The sequence below is a fragment of the Actinophytocola sp. genome (genome assembly GCF_049647105.1).
GTDB lineage: Bacteria > Actinomycetota > Actinomycetes > Mycobacteriales > Pseudonocardiaceae > Actinophytocola.
In genome coordinates this window covers 38,828-52,505 of sequence record NZ_JBARWZ010000315.1, presented here as the reverse complement: position 1 = coordinate 52,505, position 13,678 = coordinate 38,828, and the positions used below count along the sequence as shown (strand labels likewise).

Annotated in this window: 13 protein-coding genes; 9 read left to right on the top strand and 4 right to left on the bottom strand. The window is 69.6% G+C overall.

All coding sequences use genetic code 11. The features are described 5' to 3' along the window. Window positions 1-127: 127 nt before the first annotated feature. Window positions 128-1,072: an ABC transporter substrate-binding protein gene (locus tag WBA97_RS39105; protein WP_424236154.1), complete on the top strand. Its 945-nt coding sequence runs from the start codon at window positions 128-130 to the stop codon at window positions 1,070-1,072. Between the two features lie 53 nt (window positions 1,073-1,125). Then, window positions 1,126-1,632, top strand: a complete 507-nt coding sequence (locus WBA97_RS39100) for an HAD domain-containing protein (protein WP_424236153.1) — start codon at window positions 1,126-1,128, stop codon at window positions 1,630-1,632. A 4-nt stretch (window positions 1,633-1,636) separates the two neighbouring features. Here WBA97_RS39100 and WBA97_RS39095 read toward each other — a convergent pair whose 3' ends face one another. Next, the gene (locus tag WBA97_RS39095; RefSeq protein ID WP_424236151.1) at window positions 1,637-2,947 is read right to left on the bottom strand and encodes an MFS transporter; all 1,311 of its coding nucleotides are present in this window, start codon (window positions 2,945-2,947) and stop codon (window positions 1,637-1,639) included. A 218-nt stretch (window positions 2,948-3,165) separates the two neighbouring features. Here WBA97_RS39095 and sucC point away from each other — a divergent pair, with 218 nt between their 5' ends. The 6 genes from sucC to WBA97_RS39065 all read left to right on the top strand — a co-directional run bounded on the left by sucC (window position 3,166) and on the right by WBA97_RS39065 (window position 9,826). Next, window positions 3,166-4,326: an ADP-forming succinate--CoA ligase subunit beta gene (sucC, locus tag WBA97_RS39090; protein WP_424236150.1), complete on the top strand. Its 1,161-nt coding sequence runs from the start codon at window positions 3,166-3,168 to the stop codon at window positions 4,324-4,326. Continuing rightward, on the top strand, window positions 4,326-5,228 hold the full coding sequence (gene sucD / locus WBA97_RS39085) for a succinate--CoA ligase subunit alpha (protein WP_424236162.1): 903 nt from the start codon (window positions 4,326-4,328) through the stop codon (window positions 5,226-5,228). The genes sucC and sucD overlap by 1 nt, the downstream gene beginning before the upstream one ends. 41 nt (window positions 5,229-5,269) lie before the next feature. Beyond that, window positions 5,270-6,046, top strand: coding sequence for a hydroxypyruvate isomerase family protein (locus WBA97_RS39080; protein ID WP_424236148.1), 777 nt, complete (start codon window positions 5,270-5,272; stop codon window positions 6,044-6,046). After that, window positions 6,039-6,926 (top strand): 2-hydroxy-3-oxopropionate reductase, encoded by an 888-nt coding sequence (locus tag WBA97_RS39075; RefSeq protein ID WP_424236146.1) that lies wholly within the window; start codon window positions 6,039-6,041, stop codon window positions 6,924-6,926. The genes WBA97_RS39080 and WBA97_RS39075 overlap by 8 nt, the downstream gene beginning before the upstream one ends. A gap of 14 nt (window positions 6,927-6,940) precedes the next feature. After that, entirely contained in the window at window positions 6,941-8,641 is a 1,701-nt protein-coding gene (gcl, locus tag WBA97_RS39070; protein WP_424236160.1) for a glyoxylate carboligase, read from the top strand. Between the two features lie 234 nt (window positions 8,642-8,875). Beyond that, window positions 8,876-9,826, top strand: a complete 951-nt coding sequence (locus WBA97_RS39065; protein ID WP_424236144.1) for a chitinase — start codon at window positions 8,876-8,878, stop codon at window positions 9,824-9,826. A gap of 47 nt (window positions 9,827-9,873) precedes the next feature. On the opposite strand, the gene WBA97_RS39060 is transcribed toward WBA97_RS39065, so the two are convergent. After that, window positions 9,874-10,692 carry a LysR family transcriptional regulator gene (locus tag WBA97_RS39060; RefSeq protein WP_424236142.1) on the bottom strand — a complete coding sequence of 273 codons (819 nt, stop codon included), beginning with the start codon at window positions 10,690-10,692 and terminating at the stop codon, window positions 9,874-9,876. A gap of 69 nt (window positions 10,693-10,761) precedes the next feature. Here WBA97_RS39060 and WBA97_RS39055 point away from each other — a divergent pair, with 69 nt between their 5' ends. Continuing rightward, entirely contained in the window at window positions 10,762-11,436 is a 675-nt protein-coding gene (locus tag WBA97_RS39055) for an SDR family oxidoreductase (protein WP_424236140.1), read from the top strand. 1 nt (window position 11,437) lies between these two features. Here the strand turns inward: WBA97_RS39055 and WBA97_RS39050 are convergent, their stop codons facing one another. Together WBA97_RS39050 and WBA97_RS39045 are read right to left on the bottom strand one after the other, a co-directional pair. After that, window positions 11,438-11,929 carry a hypothetical protein gene (locus WBA97_RS39050; protein ID WP_424236138.1) on the bottom strand — a complete coding sequence of 164 codons (492 nt, stop codon included), beginning with the start codon at window positions 11,927-11,929 and terminating at the stop codon, window positions 11,438-11,440. A gap of 124 nt (window positions 11,930-12,053) precedes the next feature. Further along, a complete protein-coding gene (locus WBA97_RS39045; protein ID WP_424236136.1) occupies window positions 12,054-13,676 on the bottom strand; it encodes a glycoside hydrolase family 13 protein in 1,623 nt (540 codons plus the stop codon). Window positions 13,677-13,678 lie beyond the last annotated feature (2 nt).

The following is a 13,678-nucleotide window of genomic DNA, read 5'->3' as shown; positions in this document are numbered from 1 at the left end:
GCCGGCCTGACCCTCTACGCAGTCCTCCGCGAACTGCAACAACATCTCGTCGTCATCGCCGGCGCATGCCACACCTGCCAACGCCCCTTTCCCTTACACGCAACGACCTAACAAAGCACTACTAGTGATGCGACGACGCCTCGCTGTGCTTGCCGCTCTCGCGCTCACCGCCGCCGGCTGCGGCTCGACCGAGTCGGCCGACTCGGGTGGACCCGACGAGGTGAAGGTCGGACTGATCTCGATCCTCGACGTGGCACCGATCTATCTTGGGCAGGACAAGGGATTCTTCGAGAAGCGGAACATCGAGCTGACGCTGCGACCCGCCGAGGGTGGCACGGAGACGGTGCCGTCGGTGCTGAGCGGCAACCAGCAGTTCGGCTTCAGCAACGTCGTGACCCTGTTGCTGGCGCAGGCACAGGGCCTGCCGGTGAAGGTGGTCAGCAACGGCACCAACTCGACCGGCGCCGACGGCAAGGACTTCGGCGCGCTGATGGTCGGCGGCGACAGTGCCATCCGGTCGGTGCAGGACCTGGCGGGCAGGAAGGTCGCGGTCAACACGTTCCAGAACGTGGTCGAGCTGGCGGTGCGCGCGTCGGCGCTGAAGGCGGACATCGACCCGGAGTCGATCGAGTTCGTGAAGCTGCCGTTCCCGGACATGCCCGCCGCCCTGACCGAGGGGCGTGCCGACGCGGTGTTCGTCGTCGAGCCGTTCCAGCAGATCGTGCTGTCGCGGGGCGGTCGCGCACTGGCGTCGAGCTACGTCGACACGGCGCCGGATCTGAGCGTGGCCATGTACTTCACGTCGAAGCAGCTGATCGGCGAGAACCCGGACCTGGTGCGGCGCTTCACCGACGCGATGAACGAGTCACTCGCGTACGCGGACACCCACCCCGACGAGGTCCGCGCGATCCTGCCGACCTACACGAAGATCGGCCAGGAGGTCATCCCGGACCTGGTGCTGCCGAAGTGGCCCGCGCAGATCAACACGGCGTCGGTGGAGGCGATCGCGGAGCTGGCCGAGCAGGAGCAGGTGCTGCCGAAGAAGCCGGACATCGCCGACCTGATGCCCTAGACCACCGCGTCGGCCAACCCGAGGAAGACACCCTGCGCCGGTAACCTGATGGCGTGGAAGTCGACGCGCGCCTGCCGCCTGGAGAGCCGGTGACGCGCCCGCTGCTGTTCCTCGACGTCGACGGAACACTGCTCCCATTCGGCGGCAACCCCCGAACCTTCGGCGACGACCCGAACCCCTTGCTGGCCCGGCTGGATCCCGCGCACGGCTCGCGGCTGGCAGCGCTGCCGTGTGACCTGGTCTGGGCCACCACCTGGATGGCCGACGCCAACGACGTGCTGGCGCCGCGGCTCGGGTGGCCCATGCTGCCGGTCGTCGACTGGCCGGAACCGTCCGATGTGGACGAGCTGGACGAACGTGCCGGGCTGCACTGGAAGACCCGCACCCTCGTCGCCTGGGCCGCGGGACGGCCGTTCGCCTGGGTCGACGACGAGATCACCCGCGCCGATCGTGCCTGGGTGGCCGAACACCACCCAGGCGACGCACTTCTCCATCGCGTCGACTCCCGGACGGGGCTCACCGACGCCGACCACGCCACCCTCCGCGCCTGGGTGGCCTGACCGCCTACGACTCCGCCGTGGGAACCCGCTGCGGGGGCAGGCCCGGCAGGAAACGGCCCGGCTGGCGCAGCTTGACGCACAACGCGGCCGACGCGATCGCCAGTGCGCACGCCAGCAACAGCACCGGTGCGTAGCCCCAGGACGGCAGCAGCGCCGCCGCCACCCCAACGCCGAGCACGCCACCGAAGGCCTTCGCGCTGTACACCGCGGCGTGGGTGCGCCGGGCCCCCGCGCTCTGGTCGCCGAAGAACTCCCGGACCAGGGACGCGAACAGCGGGTAGAACGCGCCGCCGCCGACGCCCGCCAGCAGGGCCGCGAACACCAGCATCGCCGCGCCGCCGGTGCTGGCCGCCGAGGCCAGGAACAGTTGCCCCAGGCCGAGAGTCGCGAGGACCCACGCCAGCGTGCGGGTCCGGCCGAGCCGGTCCGACACCCGGATCGCGGCCGCGCGGCCCGCGCCGTTCGCGCCCAGCAGCACACCCGTGCCCACCGCGACGATGGCGAGCGGTGCGTCGATCGTGGCGCCCAGCGTGGCCAGGAAGGTCACGTCGAACAGTGACACCGCGCTCGCGATGAACAGGATCAGGTACATCAGCGGCGCGACGCCGGTGCGCATGGCCTCGCGCGGGGAGTACTGCCGCACCGCCGCCGACCGCTGCTCCAGCATCCACTCGCGCGGGTCCACCGAGGCCGGCCACCAGTTCGCTGGCGGGTCCACCATGAGCGTGCCCGCCACCAGCACCACCAGGAAGATCACCGCCGCGGTGATGGTCAGCGACAGGCCAAGCGGGGCGAACAGGAACGCGATCGCGAACGGCACGGAGCCGTACGCGAAGGCACCCGTCGCGAGGCTGACCTTCGCCGCCTGCCGCTCCGGGTACCACTTCGCGACCGTGGCGGAGCAGGTGGCGTAGACCAGACCCGCACCGGTACCGCTCAGCACGGAATACCCGATGACGGCGGCGAACTGCGAGCCGAACGCGAGCGAGAGCGGGCCGAGGGGGAGCAGTACGGCCCCGGCGATCATCGCGGTGCGTGGTCCGATCCGGCCGCGTTCACGCAGGAAGGCGACCGGGAAACCGGCGCCTGCCTGGAAGACCGTCCACAGTGCGAGGAGCCAGAAGACGTCGAGTGCCGACCAGCCGCGGTCGACGAGCGACGGCACGAGCGAGCCGAACCCGTACTGCAGGATGCCGATCGCGGCCATCGCCGCCCAGGACGCACGCAGCATCCAGGTGCGGTCGCGGCCGACCAGCTCACCTGGTTCGGGACCTACCTGGAAGCGACGTCCCAAAAAGTCAACAGAGGTGCTCATCACGGACCTCTCCCTGGACAACTTGTTCCATACTGCATACAGTCTACAACATCTGGTGGTGCTTTGGAGCACAGCGAAGGAGCGGGCGCCGTCTGGACTGAGAAGCGTGCGCAGGCGCGTCAGCGCCGAGCACGTGACGAGGGAAGACGGCGCGCTTGCGGATGAGCGCAGCGACGCATGTTCAGGCACAGCCACATTTGCGGAAGGTTGAGGCGCGAGTGGACCTGTACGAATACCAGGCGAAAGACCTGTTCGCGACGCATGGCGTGCCAGTCGGTCCAGGTCAGCGAGTGGTCACGGACGCGGGTGCCGCCTCGGCGGCCGCCGCCGAGTTCGGGGTGCCGGTCGTCATCAAGGCGCAGGTGAAGACGGGCGGGCGCGGCAAGGCGGGTGGCGTCAAGCTCGCCACCGACGCGGGTGACGCGCACTCGAAGGCGATGAGCATCCTCGGTCTCGACATCAAGGGACACACGGTGCGGCGTGTGCTCGTCACGCCCGCGTCGACGATCGCCGAGGAGTACTACCTCTCGTTCCTGCTCGACCGGGCCAACCGGACCTTCCTCGCGATGGCGTCCGCCGAGGGTGGCATGGAGATCGAGCAGCTGGCGGTGGAACGGCCGGAAGCGCTCGCGCGGATCCCGGTCGACGCGAACGAGGGCGTGGATCTGGCCAAGGCCAAGGAGATCGCGGCGGTCTTCCCCGAACAGGTGCGGGACGCGGCCGCCGAGGTGATCGTCAAGCTGTGGGCGGCGTTCGTGGCGGAGGACGCGACGCTCGTCGAGGTCAACCCGCTCGTGCGTGACGGCGACGGTGACATCGTCGCGCTCGACGGCAAGGTGACCCTCGACGAGAACGCGGCGTTCCGCCACCCGGGGCACGCCGATCTCGTCGACGCCGAGGCGGAGGACCCCCTCGAAGCGGCGGCGAAGGCCAAGGGCCTCAACTACGTCAAGCTCGACGGCCAGGTCGGCATCATCGGCAACGGCGCGGGTCTCGTCATGTCCACATTGGACGTGGTGGCGTACGCGGGTGCGGAGTTCCAGGTCAGGCCGGCCAACTTCCTCGACATCGGCGGTGGCGCGTCCGCGCAGGTGATGGCCGACGGGCTGGAGATCATCCTGTCCGACCCCGACGTGCGCTCGGTGTTCGTCAACGTGTTCGGCGGCATCACCGCGTGCGACGCGGTCGCCAACGGGATCGTGCGGGCGTTCGGGCTGCTCGGGAACGTGACCAAGCCGGTCGTGGTCCGGCTCGATGGCAACAACGCCGCCGAGGGCCGACGGATCCTCGACGACGCCGCACTACCCGGCCTGCGGCGCCTCGACACGATGGACAGCGCGGCCCGCAGCGCCGCTGAACTCGCCTCGAAGGGGGCATGATGGCGATCTTCCTCAACGAGGACAGCAGGATCATCGTCCAGGGCATGACCGGCGCGGAAGGTCGCAAGCACACCGCGCGCATGCTCGCCGCGGGCACGAACGTCGTCGGCGGGGTGACTCCGGGCAAGGGCGGGCAGAAGGCCGGGATCGGCGACCGGAACCTGCCGGTGTTCAACTCGGTCGCCGAGGCCATGGGCGAGACCGGCGCCGACGTGACCGTCGTGTTCGTGCCGCCGAAGTTCGCGAAGGCCGCGGTCGTCGAGGCCGTCGACGCGGGCATCGGGCTCGCGGTGGTGATCACCGAGGGCATCCCGGTGCACGACACCGCCGCGTTCTGGGCGCACGCCCGCACCACAGCGTCTTTAGGTCCGGGCACACGGATCATCGGCCCGAACTGCCCCGGCGTGATCAGCCCCGGCAAGGCCAACGCGGGCATCATCCCCGCCGACATCACCAACGCTGGGCGGATCGGTCTCGTCTCCAAGTCGGGAACCCTGACCTACCAGCTGATGTACGAGCTGCGCGACCTCGGTTTCTCGACGGCCGTCGGCATCGGCGGTGACCCGATCATCGGCACCACGCACATCGACGCGCTGGCCGCGTTCGAGGCGGACCAGGAGACCGAGCTGATCGTGATGATCGGCGAGATCGGCGGCGACGCGGAAGAACGTGCGGCGGCGTACATCAGGGACCACGTGACCAAGCCGGTCGTCGGCTACGTCGCGGGCTTCACCGCCCCCGAGGGCAGGACGATGGGGCATGCCGGTGCGATCGTGTCCGGCTCGTCGGGCACCGCCGCCGCGAAGCAGGAAGCTCTGGAGGCGGCGGGCGTGCGCGTGGGCAGGACTCCTTCGGAAACCGCGGAGCTGGCCAGGGCGAGCCTGGTCCAGACAGTGGCATGAGCGGAGCTTGCGGAGCGAGCATCGATACAGAGGGAGTGCCCATGCGTTTCGACGTCAACCTGTCCATCCTGTTCACCGAGCTGCCGATGCTGGCGCGCCCCGCCGCGGCCGCCGCGCGCGGGTTCGACGCGGTCGAGATGTGGTGGCCGTTCGACGGCCCGGTGCCAGCCGACGCCGAGCTGGACGCGCTCGAACGTGCCGTCATGGACGCGGGCGTTTCGTTGGTGGGACTCAACTTCGACGCGGGACACATGCCATCCGGTGACCGGGGCCTGCTGTCGTCGAAGGCCACGAGCCGGCGGTTCCGCGACAACATCGACGTGACCGTCGGGTTCGCGGAGCGGCTGGGCTGCGGGACCCTGAACGCCTTGTACGGCAACACGACTGACGACTCCGATGCGGAGCTGGCGCTGGAGAACCTGGCGCTGGCCACGAAGTCGGCGCAGCGCATCGGCGCCACGGTCGTCGTTGAGGCGCTCAACTCGTTCGAGAACACCAGGTACCCGCTCACCTCGACCACCGCGACTCTGCGGGTGATCGACCAGGTGCCGGGCACCGCGTTCCTCGCGGACTTCTACCACCTGGCGCGGATGGGTGAGGACATCCCCGCGCTGATCACGAACCACGCGGACCGGTTCGGGCACGTGCAGATCGCGGACGTGCCCGGCCGAGGCCAACCGGGGACGGGAGAGCTGGACTACCCGGCGATCCTGCGGCAGCTGGCGGAGAGCCCCTACACGGGGCCCGTCGGTCTGGAGTACAAGCCGGTTGGCCCAAGCGAAGAGAGTTTCGGCTGGTTGGAGGCTTTGCGTGACTAAGGTTGGAGTTGTCGGGCTCGGCATCATGGGCGGGCCAATGGCGTCGAACCTGCTCAAGGCGGGGTTCGAGGTCATCGGGTTCGACGTGGTGCCATCGGCCATGGAACGGCTGGCGGCCGACGGCGGCACCAGTGCGGTGAGTGCCGCGCAAGCCGCCGCCGAGTCCGATGTGGTCATCACGATGCTGCCGAACCACCCGCAGGTGGAGGCGGTGGCGCTCGGCGATGGCGGCGTGCTGGACAGCGCCAAGCCGGGCACGTTGTACATCGACATGTCCTCGATCCGGCCGGAGACCGCGCGCAGGCTCGCGGAGGTCGGCACCGAGAAGGGTGTCCGGGTGCTGGACGCGCCGGTGTCGGGCGGTGAGAAGGGTGCGGTCGACGGCGTACTGTCGATCATGGTCGGTGGTGCGGCCGAGGACTTCGCCGCCGCACAGCCGATCTTCGACGTGCTCGGCAAGACGATCGTCCACGTCGGACCTGCCGGGGCTGGACAGACGGTGAAGGCCGCCAACCAGCTCGTGGTCGGCGGCACGTACGCGCTGGTGGCCGAGGCCATCGTGCTGCTGGAGGCGTCCGGCATCGACGCGGGTACCGGCCTCGACGTGCTCGCCGGTGGCCTGGCGGGCAGCCGGATCCTGGAAATCAAGCGGAAGTCCATGGTGGACCGGCAGTTCGCCCCCGGCTTCCGGATCGACCTGCACCACAAGGACATGGGGATCGTCCTAGACGCCTCGCGGGACGCCGGTGTGGCGCTCCCGGTCGGCAACCTGGTCGCGGCGCTGATCGCGTCGGCCAGGGCACAGGGATACGGGCAGTTGGATCACTCCGCGCTGCTCAGGGTGGCGGAAAACCTCTCCGGCAAGGGAGAAGCGCAGTGAGCACCATGCCCTGTATGGAGGCCGCGGTCGCGGTCATGGAGTCCGAGGGCGTCGACACCGTGTTCGGCATCCCTGGCGCCGCGATCCTCCCGCTGTACGCGGCGATGCTGCGCAGCGGCATCAAGCACATCACCGTACGGCACGAGGAAGGCGGCACGCACGCGGCGGATGGCTGGTCACGGGTCACCGGCAAGGTCGGAGTGTGCGTCGGCACCTCCGGTCCTGCGGGCACCAACATGATCACCGGCCTCTACACCGCGCTCGCCGACTCCATCCCGATGATCTGCATCACCGGGCAGGCTGAGCGGGCGAAGCTGCACCAGGAGGCGTTCCAGGCGGTCGACATCGTGGAGATCGCCAAGCCGGTGACCAAGTGGGCGGTGCAGCTCAAGGAACCCGGCCAGGCGCCGTGGGTGTTCCGGGAGGCGTTCCGGATCGCCAAGTCCGGCAGGCCGGGGCCGGTGCTCATCGACCTGCCCATCGACGTCCAAAGAGGACTGTGCAACTACGACCCGGATCTCGACGCGCCACTGCCCATCGAGGTCCCCGAGCCGCATCCCGCGCGGGTCCGGGCGGCGGTCGAACTGCTGGCCGGCGCGCAGCGGCCCCTGATCCTGGCAGGCGGGGGCGTGGTCATCGCGAACGCGGCCGCCGAGCTGCGTGAGCTGGCCGAGGCGCTGAACGTGCCGGTGCAGGTGACGCTGATGGGCAAGGGTGCGTTCCCCGAGAACCACGAGCTGTTCGCGGGCATGGCGGGCATCCAGACCCAGCAGCGGTGGGGCAACCAGGCGTTCCTGGAGAGCGACGTGGTGCTCGCGATCGGCGCGCGGTTCGGCGACCGGCACACCGGCAAGCTCGACACCTATCAGGGCGATCGCAAGTTCATCCACGTCGACATCGAGCCGACACAGCTCGGCAAGGTGTTCGAGCCGACGCTGGGCATCGTGGGGCACGCGCGTCCCACCCTGTCCGCGATCACGGACCGCGCGAGGACGCTCGGTGTGGCCCCGCACGGCGAGGTGTGGCCGTCGCGCGTCGCGTCGCTGCGGTCGGCCCTGGTGCGCCGCGACGACTTCGACGACGTGCCGATCAAGCCGCCCCGGGTGTACCGCGAGATCAACGAGCACTACGGCGAGGACACCACGTTCGTCACCGCGATCGGGCTTTACCAGATCTGGTCGGGGCAGTTCCAGCACACCTACCTGCCGCGCCGGTACCTCGTGTGCGGGCAGGCTGGCCCGCTCGGCTGGGAGATTCCCGCCGCGATGGGCGTCAAGTGCGCGTTCCCGGACCGGCGGGTGGTGGTGGTGGCCGGTGACTACTCGTTCCAGTTCCTGATGGAGGAGATCGCGGTCGCGGCGCAGTACCGGATCCCGTTCGTGATCGTGATGGTCAACAACGAGTACCTGGGCCTGATCCGCCAGGCCGAGCTGCCGTACGAGATGAACTACGCGGTGGACCTGCACTACGGCGAGGGCGGCATCGACCACGTGAAGCTCATGGACGCCTTCGGGTGCCCGGCGCGGCGGGTGGAGCAGCCGGGCGACATCCGCGCCGCGCTCGAGTGGGCGGACGCGGAATCGGACCGGCTGTCGCTGCCCGTCCTCGTGGAGATCATGGTCGAACGCGAGGCGAACGCGGCGATGGGCCCGGCACTGGACTCGATCAAGGAGTTCGAACCGGCGCCGGAACTGACTCCGGCGGCGGCCGACTGATGCCCTGCCCCTCCGGGTCGTTGAGCCTGGATCCTCCGGCGGCGCTCTGCCTCCGGCGGCTCCTCGCCGGAGGGGCAGGTCTCTTGGATGGCAGGGAGCCCCTTGTGAGTGAAGGGCCCGCGCCCTTGTCGGGGGCGCGATGCGATGCCGGGCCTACTTTCGTCGGTACCGGTTCCAGGTGGTCTAGACCACACTGGGTCCCGTCCTGTTCACTGGATAGGTCGGGGAGTGTCAATGAAGTCCTTGCTGGCCGGGGCCCTTGCGGTCGCCGCGAGTCTGTCGTTCCTGCCCGCGGCCTCGGCCGCACCGGCCGCGGTGTCACCCGCGGCGCCGTACCTGTTCCTGGGTTGGGGTGAACCCCCTTCGCCGTCGGCGGTGATGGCGGCGACGGGCGTCAGGTCGTTCACCATGGCCTTCGTCCTGTCCGACGGCGGCTGCTCGCCTGCATGGGACGGGTCGCGACCGCTGACGGGCGGCGCGGACCAGTCCGCGATCGAGGAGATCCGCGCGGCGGGCGGCGACATCGTGCCGTCGTTCGGTGGTTGGAGCGGCAACAAGCTGGGCCCGAACTGCGGTTCCCCCGAGGAGCTGGCGGGCGCGTACCAGGAGGTGATCGACGCCTACGGCCTGTCGGCGATCGACATCGACATCGAGAACACCGACGAGTTCGAGAACGAGACCGTCCAGGACCGCATCCTCGGCGCGCTGAAGATCGTCAAGCAGAACAACCCCGGCATCCAGACCATCGTCACGTTCGGCACCACCACGACCGGCCCGAACTACTACGGCAACCGCCTGATCGACCAGGCGAAGGCGCTCGACGCCGGCATCGACGTGTTCACGATCATGCCGTTCGACTTCGGCTCGTCGAACATCGAGACCGACACGATCAACGCCGCGACCGGCTTGAAGGACAAGCTGGTGTCGACGTTCGGCTGGTCGGCGGCGGAGGCGTACGCACACGTCGGCATCTCCGGCATGAACGGCCTGTCCGACCAGCAGGAACTGACGTCGGTCGACACCTGGACCGCGATCCGCGACTGGGCGTCGTCCAACGGCCTCGGCCGCCTGGCGTTCTGGGCGGTGAACCGGGACCGTCCGTGCGCCGGTGGTGGCGTGCAGTCCACCTGCAGCGGCATCGACCAGCCGGAGTGGGAATTCACCCGTATCACCGCGGGCTTCTGATCGTTGGTCCTTGCGCGGGGCGGCCGGGTGTGCGGGTCGCCCCGTTCTCAGCGTAGGGCGCAGTGCACCGCCGCTTCGATGAGGGCTGCCAGGGGTTTCGAGCGGGAGTCCTCGGCCCAGGCGATGGCCAGTGTCGACGTCGGGGCGTCGGTGACCGGGACGTAGGCCAGTTCGGCGCCGAGGTGGAGTTCCGTCGACGCGGGTAGGAGGGCGATCGTCCGGCCAAGGGCGATCAGCTGCTGCAACTGGCTGCTCTCCCGGACGACGGGGCCGCCGTTCGGCGGGTGGCCCGGCCAGTGGGGGAACTGCTCGCCTGCCAGGTCGGCCATCGTGAGGGACTTTCGGTCGGCCAGGCGGTGGGTGCGGGGGAGGACGGCCGCGTCGGGCTCGGTCAGCAGTTCCTCGTACGCGAAGCCTTCCGTGTCGTCGTACGGGAAGCGCAGCAGTGCCGCGTCGGCCTCGCCGTTGCGTAGCAGGACGGCCTGCTGGCCGATCGCGCAGATCTCGACCTCGACCTCGACCGCCGCCGGTGACGTCGCGTACTCGGCGAGGATTTTCTCCACCAGGCCGCCGTCGCTGTACGGCTTCATCGCCAGCACCAGCCGCGTCCCCGCGCGCTGCGTCCTGCGTTGCGCCGCCGTCAGCGCGGTGAGCGCCTTGCGGCCCTCGTTGAGCAGCACCTCACCCGCCGGGGTCAGCGACACCTGGCGGCTCGTCCGCGTGAACAGCGTGACCCCCAGCCGCCGCTCCAGTTGCTGGATCGCCCGCGACAGCGGCGGCTGCGCGATGCCGAGCCGCGTCGCCGCGCGCCCGAAGTTCAACTCCTCCGCAACGGCGACGAAGTAACCAAGCTCCCGCGAATCCATACCCACAGAGTATCCATCCGCACCCAACTGGTCTTGGACTACGCGCTGACCAGCGGCAACTCTGGAGTCATGACCACAGCACTGGTGACCGGGGCCAACAAAGGGATCGGCCTCGAGATCGTGAAGCAGCTCATCGACCTCGGCATGACCGTCCATCTCGGCGCGCGGGACCCCGAACGCGGGGAGAAGGCCGCCGCCGACACCGGGGCACGGTTCGTCCAGCTGGACGTGGCCGATCCGGCCTCGGTCCGGCGGGCCGCGGACAGCCTCGAGCGACTGGACGTGCTCGTCAACAACGCGGGCATCACCGGTGGCCGGTTGAACTCCCCCGGCGACGTCGACACCGCCAACGTGAGGGAGGTCTACGAGACCAACGTGATCGGCCCGATCATCGTCACCGAGGCGTTCCTGCCGCTGCTGCGCCGGTCCGCGCACGGCCGGATCGTCAACATGTCCAGCACCGTCGGCTCGCTGGCGGACATGATGTCCAACGACTATCCCGACTCGCTCGCGTACGTGCCGTCCAAGACCGCGCTCAACGCCGTCACCGTCCTGTACGCCAAGAAGGAACCGGGCCTGCGGGTCAACGCGGGCTGTCCCGGCTACTGCGCCACGGACCTCAACAACCACAACGGCATCCGCACCGCCGCCCAGGGCGCCGGCATCGCGGTGACGCTGGCGACCCTGGACGACGACGGACCCACCGGGGGCTTCTACGACGACAACGGGGCCATCGCCTGGTAGATCACGGCCAGCCGCAGCCCTCCCACCGCGAGTCCCAGCCCGAGTTGCCGGAACCGCTGATCTGCAGCCCGCCGCAGTTGTAGGTACCGGCGGCACCCACGTCGGTGGCGGTCACGTTCGAGATCGCCACCGACCCGCCGGTCTGCGCCTGGACCACGAACGTGCCCGCACCGTCCACGGTGGCACCGTCGATGGTCACGCCGTTGACCTGCTTGCCCGCGCCGTTCCCGTCGATGAACTGGAACACCTCGTACGGCGAGTCGATCGCGGTGAACCCGGTGACTCGGATGGTGGCACCCGAGATCGCGGAGTCCCGCGCGTCGAACCACAGCGCGCCGACCCCGAACCGCCAGTTCGGGTCCACCGCACCGGCCCTGATGGTCGTGTTGTCCGCCAGGGTGAACTCACCGGTCAGCGGGGTCGAGTTGAACCGGTTCGCCACCAGGATGCCGCCGCCGAGTGCGTTGGTGTCCTGCACGACGTTGCCCGACACGGTCGCGCCCTGGCCGCCGTAGACGGCGATCCCGTTGGCCGGCCGACCACCAGGGACCCGGTGGCGGAGACCGCTACAGCCATCCCCGCCACCCAGCGTTTGCTCACCATCGAGCCGTTACCTCCTATGTGCGTAGCCACACCGCCGTGTCCGACGGCAGGTCGGTGTCGTCGAGCGGCCCGCTCGTGAGCAGGACCTCGACGTGCGGCGGCAGTGGCACCGCCGAGCCGGAAAGGTTGACGACACAGGCGAAGCGGTCGGCACGGGAGAAGGCCAGTACCCCGCTCGGCAGGCCGTCGAGCCATGCCATCGGGCCGTCACCGAGACCCGCCTCGATGTGCCGGAGCTTCAGCGCGGCGCGGTACAGCTCCAGCATCGACGCCGGGTCGTCGGTCTGTGCCTCCACAGTGGACGATGCCCAGTCGAGCGGCTGCGGCAGCCACGGCGCGGCACCGGTGGTGTTGAAGCCGTACGGTGACGCGGTGCCCGACCACGGCACCGGCACCCGGCAGCCGTCGCGGCCGATGTCGGCGCCCTTGGTGCGGCGGAACACCGGGTCCTCACGCACCTCGTCGGCCAGATCCTCCACTTCGGACAGACCAAGCTCCTCGCCCTGGTAGATGTACACACCACCGGGCAGTGCGAGCGTCAGCAACGCGGCCGCACGGGCCCGCTTCGTGCCCAGCTCCCGGTCGGTCGGCGCCTGGTGCTGCCGGTCGGCGAACGAGAAGGACGTGTCCTCGCGGCCGTAGCGGGTGACGTGCCTGGTCACGTCGTGGTTCGACAGCACCCACGTGGCGGGCGCGTTGACCGGCGCGTGCGCGGCGAGCGTCGCGTCGACGACCTCACGCAGCCTCTTCGCGTCCCACGGGCAGGACAGGAAGTCGAAGTTGAACGCGGAGTGCAGCTCGTCGGGCCGCAGGTACATGGCGAACCGCAGCGGGTCCGGCAGCCACATCTCGCCGACGAACACGCGCTTGTCGGGGTAGGAGTCGGCGATCTTGCGCCACTCGCGGTAGATCTCGTGCACGCCGTCGAGGTCGGAGTACGGCAGGCGGCCGTTCGGGTCGTCGACGTCGGGCAGGCCGTCCTCCTTGACCAGGCCGTCGGCCACGTCGATGCGGAACCCGTCGACGCCGCGGTTGAACCAGAACCGCAGGATGTCCGCGAACTCCGTGTGCACCTGCGGGTTCGTCCAGTTCAGGTCCGGCTGCCGCGAGCTGTACAGGTGCAGGAACCACTGGCCGGGCGTGCCGTCGGGTTCGGTGACCCGCGTCCACGCCGACCCGCCGAACCGCGACTGCCAGTTGGTCGGCGGGAGCTCGCCGTGCTCGCCACGGCCGTCACGGAACCAGAACCGCTGCCGCTCCGGCGACCCCGGCCCGGCGGCGAGCGCCGCGGTGAACCACGGGTGCACGTCGGAGCAGTGGTTCGGGACGATGTCGATGATGATGCGGATGCCCAGGTTGTGGGCCTCCTCGATCAGCTTCTCCGCCTCGGCGAGCGACCCGAACATCGGCTCGATGTCGCGGTAGTCCGCCACGTCGTAGCCGCCGTCGTCCATCGGCGACGGGTACCACGGGTTGAACCAGATCGCGTCGATGCCCAGCTCGGCGAGGTAGGGCAGGCGGGACCGCACCCCGGCGAGGTCGCCGGTCCCGTCGCCGTCGCTGTCCGCGAAGCTGCGCACGTAGACCTGGTAGATCGCGGCACCACGCCACCAAGCGGAATTCCTGTCGAGAGCCACAT

Coding starts and splice junctions, on each gene's coding strand:
- WBA97_RS39105 (WP_424236154.1), top strand. CDS start 128: ATGCGACGACGCCTCGCTGTGCTTGCCGCTCTCGCGCTCACCGCCGCC.
- WBA97_RS39095 (WP_424236151.1), bottom strand. CDS start 2,947: ATGAGCACCTCTGTTGACTTTTTGGGACGTCGCTTCCAGGTAGGTCCC.
- sucD (WP_424236162.1), top strand. CDS start 4,326: ATGGCGATCTTCCTCAACGAGGACAGCAGGATCATCGTCCAGGGCATG.
- WBA97_RS39080 (WP_424236148.1), top strand. CDS start 5,270: ATGCGTTTCGACGTCAACCTGTCCATCCTGTTCACCGAGCTGCCGATG.
- gcl (WP_424236160.1), top strand. CDS start 6,941: ATGGAGGCCGCGGTCGCGGTCATGGAGTCCGAGGGCGTCGACACCGTG.
- WBA97_RS39065 (WP_424236144.1), top strand. CDS start 8,876: ATGAAGTCCTTGCTGGCCGGGGCCCTTGCGGTCGCCGCGAGTCTGTCG.
- WBA97_RS39060 (WP_424236142.1), bottom strand. CDS start 10,692: ATGGATTCGCGGGAGCTTGGTTACTTCGTCGCCGTTGCGGAGGAGTTG.
- WBA97_RS39055 (WP_424236140.1), top strand. CDS start 10,762: ATGACCACAGCACTGGTGACCGGGGCCAACAAAGGGATCGGCCTCGAG.